Raw genomic sequence first — 7,237 nt, 5'->3', positions numbered from 1 at the left:
GGCTTTTTGCGCTCGCGCTTTTACCGTTAGACTCAACAGTGATGTCAGCATCATAGGCTTTCGCATCTTTTACGAACTGCGCTGCTGGACGAGTGTGTAGGCCGTTTTCTGCAGTAATTTCAACTTGCTTCTTATACATGATTCACCCCGTATCTCTATTTTTTTAAATCTATGTATTAAATCTAAGATTAGCTTAACCGCTGACGGGCATTTTCGCTATCCGTTGGCGTTAACCTAACCAAGAAATTGACCGTATAGCTTAATCCATGTCAATTTCCTGTCATCTTTTTGCCGTTTTTGACCTTCCACTCATCAGGTGATGTCGCTTTTATTTTGATGCGGAAAATAAAAAGGCAGACGTTTTTTACTAAAGCTTAATATAAAAATCAAACAAAAAAGGCCCGATGTGGGCCTTTTGTCAGGGGGAGGTAAATGTGCTGTGCACACTAACCTGCTGTTACTGTTCGTTTTCTAGCTCGGTAAACATGCCTGCGAACAGCGGTGAGCTGAGATAACGTTCTGCAGCACTTGGCAAAATTGTGACGATCTTCTTGTTTGCAAACTCAGGAAGCTCAGCAATTTTGTTGGCAGCGACCACAGCCGCACCTGATGAAATACCGGCCAAAATGCCTTCTTCTTCCATCAGACGACGTGCCATTTCGATGGCTTCATCTGAGGTGACAGAAACCACTTTGTCGATCAGGCTGACATCCAAGTTTTTAGGAACAAAGCCTGCGCCAATGCCTTGAATTTTGTGAGGGGCAGGTTGCACATCTTCACCGGCCAAAGTTTGTGCAATCACAGGCGACTCTGCAGGCTCAACGGCGACGGTCGTGATCGCTTTACCTTGGGTGTTTTTGATGTAGCGGCTCACACCGGTCAGTGTCCCGCCGGTACCGACACCTGCAACAAACACGTCAATCTCACCATCTGTGTCGTCCCACAGCTCAGGTCCCGTAGTCTTTTCATGGATTTCAGGGTTAGCAGGGTTATCGAACTGTTGCAGCATCAGGTATTTGCCGGGCTCTGCGGCCATGATTTCTTCTGCTTTTGCAATCGCCCCTTTCATGCCTTTCGGCGCTTCGGTTAGCACCAGCTTCGCGCCCAGCGCTTTAAGCAGTTTACGACGCTCTAAGCTCATCGACTCAGGCATCGTTAGGGTGAGTTTATAACCACGTGCGGCAGCAACATAAGCGAGTGCAATCCCCGTGTTACCACTGGTCGGTTCAATCAGCTCAATACCGGGTTTCAAGGTACCTTTTTTCTCGGCGTCCCAAATCATGTTGGCGCCGATTCGGCACTTGACGCTGAAGCTTGGGTTACGCGCTTCGATTTTGGCAAGCACGTTTGGCTTAGCTACGCGATTGAGGCGAACCAGCGGGGTATTACCGATAGTTTGTGTGTTGTCTTCGTAAATCTTACCCATTGTATCGTTCCTTCATGACACCGATTAGTTTGGCTATAAGCATATCTCTGATGCCTGTTTTGAAAAGGATCAGTTGGTTATATCTTATTGTGACATCGACCAAAAAATGATTGGCAAATAGAAGAAAAGCCCACTGAAATTGTGAGCTTTTCTCTCTGAGCGTAGAGGTTTTTGAGTGAGGTAACAACCAGCTAGTAGCGCCCGAGTCGCGACTTATAAGTGTCGACCCATAATGCGGTGGCGCCGCATACGGCAGCAGGCATGACTAACAGGTTCAGGATTGGCGTCATGGTAAACAGCATCACCACAGCCCCAAAACTGAGCGATGTGCCTCTGCGTTGTTTCAGGCTGTCGCGCATGGTCGGGAAGGCTACCTTGTGGTTATCAAATGGGTAGTCACAGTATTGAATGGCCATCATCCAAGCACTAAATACAAACCACAATACCGGACCAAGTGTTTGGCCTAAGGCGGGGATCCATAATAGCAGCAGCAATCCCAGCGCCTTGGGAATGTAGTACATCAGTTTTTGCCATTCCCGTTTCATTACCCGTGGCAGATCTTTAACCACATCGAGCATGCCATCATTGGGCGAGGGGGCGCCGGTTAGCTTGGCCTCTAAATGCTCCGCCAATAAACCGTTGAAAGGTGCTGCAATCCAGTTAGCTAAGGTGCTAAAGAAGTAGGAAAACACCACTAAGATAGCAATCACGACCAGCGGCCAAAGCACAAAGGACAGCCAAGACAGCCATTCTGGGAGGGTCGCAAGCCAAGTATCAATCCAATCGCTAAATTGAGACAATAAATAAGCAAATGCGCCGCCCATCAATAACACATTGACGATAATCGGGATCACTACAAAACGGCGTAATCCCGGCGTTAGCATCAGTGAAAAACCTTGTAACAAATAGCCAGCCCCGCTTCGAGGCTGAGGATGAACACGGTGGGTCATGGCATCTCCTTTTTGATTTGGGGTTATACTACTGGCCCAACCGAGGTGCTGACAACGGTCAAATGCGTGGAAACTTTACGCATTTCTGTCGCTGTATTCGTTAAATTGTCTCCAACTTTTGATACAGTTAACTAAGTTGACCGATTACGCATTGCGTTAGTCAATGTGGCCCGCTTATGATCGACAAAGCGTTTGCGTATCTGCGCACGCTATGCCATAAGCTAATCAATACGCTGAACAAACACAGATTTGAGAATCGACGATGCAGGAATTGCGCCTTGTACTGATTGTTTTGGGAGCATTAGCAATTGCAGCTTTGCTGTTGCATGGCCTCTGGACCAATAAGAAAGAAAAGAGCACCAAGTTTGGTGAAAAGCCGCTGGGAAAATTGGATGACAGCAAAGACGACCAAGGGTTTGATCAAGACGGGATAGGCGCAGTCCGAGTCGTCAAAAGCGCCTCTGGCGACAATCCGAAACCCAGCCGCAAAGAGCCTGCGGTGAGTTTTGGTGATAAACCCGATGTCGACCCCTTGTTTGCCGACGAATCCGCGAAGACAGACCCCGTCGAGCCTGCTTTTCCATCAATGTCGGCGGCCGATGATGCCCCTGAGCCTGCAGCGGGTGAGCAATCCTCCGCGCCATTTACCGCCCATCAAGCAGAAGACGGTGAGGATACTGCGCCGGTCACTAATGACACTGCGCAACCAGACACTGCCGAGCATGACGCGGAGCAAGGTGAAGCCGCCGAGTCGGAAGATGAAACTGAAGTGCTTGTTTTGCATGTTCATGCCAATAACAATGCCATTTTCAACGGTCTTGAGTTAACCAACAGCCTTGAACAGCATGGCTTGCGCTTTGGTGATATGGGGATTTATCACCGTCATTCCGATCCGTCAGGCACGGGCAAGGTGCTGTTTAGTGTCGCGAACATGGTAAAACCAGGGACCTTTGATATCGGTCATATTGATGGCTTTGAAACGCCTGGAATTAGCTTCTTCATGACCTTGCCTTGTTATGGTGAGCCGGAACAAAACTTCAAACTGATGCTACAAACCGCGCAGCAGATTGCCGATGAGCTCGGCGGGCTGGTGCTTGACGATGCGCGCGCCATGATGACGCCGTCTCGCCTTGACGAGTACCGAGAGCGGGTTAAAGCCTTCTCTGCATAGGTCGAAGTTGGTCGGTGATTGTTCATCGGCCAACCACCTACACGCACACATCTCCATCTTCGCCGTTAATACGTATATACTTGCCTGTCACTCAATCAGTCACAACAGATCAATCATGGCTTACAGCAAAGAACAACTGGATGCGTTGAAGCATCAGCTTAACTACCATGCCTATCGTTACTATGTCGAAGACAGCCCTGAGCTGCCGGACGCGGAGTACGATCGTTTAATGCAAACGTTGCTGGCCATTGAAGCTGAGCACCCTGAATGGGTGACGGCTGATTCGCCGAGTCAGCGTGTGGGTGGCGCACCGCTTAGCGCATTTGAGACAGTGACCCACGAGTTGGCGATGTTATCTTTGGGCAATGCCTTCAGTGATGACGATCTGGCTGACTTTGAACGCCGTGTTAAAGACAGACTCGGTGATGGCGAGTCTGTCACCTATACCTGTGAGCCAAAACTTGATGGCTTAGCGGTTAGCTTGATTTACGAAAATGGTGTCTTGGTCCAAGCTGCGACCCGAGGCGATGGCACCACGGGTGAAAACATCACCCACAATGTGAAAACGATTCGTAACGTCCCGTTGACGTTGCAGGCGGGAGATTGGCCGACGCGTCTTGAGGTGCGCGGTGAAGTCTTTATGCCTAAAGCGGGCTTTGAGGCACTTAATGAAGCTGCCCTCAAGCGAGGGGATAAAACCTTTGCCAACCCGCGCAACGCGGCCGCCGGTAGTCTGCGTCAATTGGACCCTAAAGTTGCAGCCAGCCGTCCGCTTAGTTTTTATGCTTATGCCGTTGGCATTATGTCGACACCATTTGGCGAGGGGCAGTTCCAACGCCTGCAAAAGCTTAAACAGTGGGGTCTAGCGCTTAGCCCTGAAGTCAAACAGGTGACGGATTTAGCTGGTGTCAAACGCTACTACCAAGACATCTTAGCCCGACGTGATGCATTGCCCTATGAAATTGACGGGGTGGTGATAAAAGTCGACAGCATTGAAAGCCAGCAAACCCTAGGGTTTGTTGCGCGCGCTCCCCGTTGGGCAATTGCTTATAAATTCCCGGCTCAAGAAGAAATTACCACCCTCAACGATGTTGAGTTCCAAGTGGGACGAACGGGAGCCATCACACCGGTCGCAAAACTGGCACCTGTTTTTGTCGGGGGCGTGACGGTCAGCAATGCGACCTTACACAATGGCGATGAAATTGAGCGTTTAGGGGTTCATATCGGTGATACCGTGGTGATCCGTCGCGCGGGTGATGTGATCCCACAAGTGGTCGGCGTGGTAGAAAGCCGCCGTCCAGAACATGCGCAGCCGATTGTTTTTCCAACTGCTTGTCCTGTGTGTGATTCTGCGGTCACTCGTGTTGAGGGTGAAGCGGTGGCGCGTTGTACTGGCGGGTTAATTTGCCTTGCGCAACGTAAAGAAGCCATTAAGCATTTCTCCTCGCGTAAGGCGATGGATATTGATGGCCTCGGTGATAAAATCGTCGAGCAGCTGATTGAAAAAGAGCTGATCCATACTCCCGCTGATCTGTTTCGCCTCACGGCGGGCCGCGTCACCGCCTTGGATAGAATGGGGCCAAAATCAGCACAAAATCTGATTGATGCGCTAGAAAAAGCCAAAGCGACCACCTTGCCTCGATTTATTTATGCGTTGGGGATCCGTGAGGTTGGCGAAGCCACGGCACAAAATCTGGCCACACATTTTAAAACCCTCGACGCGCTGCGCGCCGCGGATGAAGAAGCCTTGATTGCGGTCCCTGATGTTGGGACGATTGTGGCGGGCCATATTGTTCGCTTCTTTGCCGAACCTCACAACCAAGATGTGTTGGATGCACTGTTGGAAACTGGGATCCACTGGCCGGAAGTGGCCCAACAAACGGATGCGCAAGCACAGCCTTTGGCGGGAAAAACCATCGTGTTGACTGGTACCTTGTCGCAAATGTCGCGTACGGATGCAAAAGCCGCGCTGCAAGCGTTAGGGGCTAAAGTGACCGGAAGCGTCTCGGCGAAAACAGATATCTTGATTGCCGGTGAAGCCGCTGGCTCGAAACTGACCAAAGCGCAAGATTTAGGTGTGACCGTGTTAGATGAAGACGGCATGCTGGCACTGATCAACCAATAAATACCGCGAGGCTTCGGGGAATCCCGTGGCCTCGATTGTGGAATTTACCTGTACTGGTAAACTAACTGTCACTCATCATTCTCACCACTGGGATAGGGATCCTAATGACTATCAAAACCCGCTTTGCCCCCAGCCCAACCGGCTTTTTGCACGTGGGCGGTGCGCGTACAGCACTCTATTCTTGGCTAGCAGCACGCAGCCAAGGCGGTCAATTTGTATTGCGTATTGAAGATACTGATCTTGAGCGTTCAACCCAAGAGGCCATCGACGCCATCTTAGAAGGGATGGAATGGTTGGGTTTAACGTGGGATGAAGGTCCATATTATCAAACCAAGCGTTTTGACCGATATAACCAGCTTGTTGACCAACTTTTGGCGGAAGACAAAGCCTATAAATGCTATGCCCCGAAAGAGCTGCTCGATGAGATCCGTGAGCAACAAAAAGCAGACGGTCTTAAGCCACGCTACGACGCTGATCATCCAAAAGTGATTGAAGCGAATCAAAACGCTAAGGCCGATGACCCGCATGTTATCCGTTTCCGCAACCCGAAAGAGGGTAAGGTTGTCTTTGACGACAAGATCCGCGGCCGTATTGAAATTGCGAACAGTGAACTGGATGATCTGATTATCCGTCGTACCGACGGCAGTCCAACCTACAACTTCTGTGTGGTTGTGGATGACTGGGATATGGGGATCACTCAAGTTGTGCGTGGTGAAGACCACATCAACAACACCCCACGTCAGATCAATATCTACAAAGCGCTGGGCGCACCGGTCCCTGAGTTTGCGCATTGCTCGATGATCCTTGGTGACGACGGTGCGAAACTGTCTAAGCGCCACGGTGCGGTCAGCGTTATGCAATATCGCGATCAGGGCTTCTTGCCTCATGCGTTGCTGAACTATTTGGTGCGCTTGGGCTGGTCACATGGCGACCAAGAAATTTTCTCGCTCGATGAGATGATTGAACTGTTTAGCCTTGAGGCGATCAGCAAGTCAGCCTCAGCGTTTAACACTGAAAAGCTGCTGTGGTTGAACAACCACTACATTAAGCACGCCGACCCGCAAGAGGTCGCGCAGCACCTGCAGTGGCACCTTGATCAAGCTGGCATCGATATTAGCCAAGGCCCGGCTATCACCGACGTGATCCAGCTGGTCGGCGAGCGTTGTCATACCTTGGTAGAGCTGGCGGAACAAAGCCGTTACTTCTATCAAGACTTTGATGAGATCGACCCAGCGGCGGCGAAAAAGCACCTGCGTCCGGTGGCACTAGAGCCATTACAAGTGGCGAAAGGCAAAATTGAAGCGCTGCAAGACTGGAGCGTGGAAGCCTTAAAAGCAGTAATCGCCGATACCTGTGCCGATTTGGATGTGGGCATGGGCAAAGTGGGCATGCCATTACGCGTTGCGGTTACCGGTGGCGGTCAATCGCCTTCTGTGGATGCGGTCATGCACCTGATTGGTAAAGACCGTGTGGTCGCGCGTATTGAGCAAGCGATTAAGCTTGTTGAAGCGCGTGCGGCGCAAGGTTAATCAACTCAACCACCTTAGGTGGGAAAATCCAAAAGG

The 7,237-nt window shown here is 50.6% G+C and carries 6 protein-coding genes; 3 read left to right on the top strand and 3 right to left on the bottom strand.

The genetic code is table 11. From position 1 onward, the window contains the following. The 3 genes from BZG82_RS13325 to cysZ form a co-directional block, all read right to left on the bottom strand. Window positions 1-139: HPr family phosphocarrier protein (locus BZG82_RS13325; protein WP_131826242.1), on the bottom strand; the 139-nt coding region annotated here is incomplete at its 3' end. Between the two features lie 318 nt (window positions 140-457). Next, window positions 458-1,426 (bottom strand): cysteine synthase A, encoded by a 969-nt coding sequence (cysK, locus tag BZG82_RS13320; RefSeq protein WP_069587398.1) that lies wholly within the window; start codon window positions 1,424-1,426, stop codon window positions 458-460. A 191-nt stretch (window positions 1,427-1,617) separates the two neighbouring features. Then, a complete protein-coding gene (gene cysZ, locus BZG82_RS13315) occupies window positions 1,618-2,376 on the bottom strand; it encodes a sulfate transporter CysZ (protein ID WP_077766047.1) in 759 nt (252 codons plus the stop codon). Window positions 2,377-2,638: 262 nt separating this feature from the next. Here cysZ and zipA point away from each other — a divergent pair, with 262 nt between their 5' ends. From zipA to gltX, 3 genes are all read left to right on the top strand, one after another. Further along, entirely contained in the window at window positions 2,639-3,547 is a 909-nt protein-coding gene (gene zipA / locus BZG82_RS13310; protein ID WP_077766046.1) for a cell division protein ZipA, read from the top strand. A 115-nt stretch (window positions 3,548-3,662) separates the two neighbouring features. Beyond that, entirely contained in the window at window positions 3,663-5,672 is a 2,010-nt protein-coding gene (ligA, locus tag BZG82_RS13305; protein WP_077480211.1) for an NAD-dependent DNA ligase LigA, read from the top strand. Between the two features lie 104 nt (window positions 5,673-5,776). Beyond that, window positions 5,777-7,201, top strand: a complete 1,425-nt coding sequence (gene gltX / locus BZG82_RS13300; protein WP_077661837.1) for a glutamate--tRNA ligase — start codon at window positions 5,777-5,779, stop codon at window positions 7,199-7,201. Window positions 7,202-7,237 lie beyond the last annotated feature (36 nt).

The organism is Salinivibrio sp. PR5, assembly GCF_001996085.1.
GTDB lineage: Bacteria > Pseudomonadota > Gammaproteobacteria > Enterobacterales > Vibrionaceae > Salinivibrio > Salinivibrio proteolyticus.
This window is presented reverse-complemented; position numbering and strand designations above follow the sequence as displayed.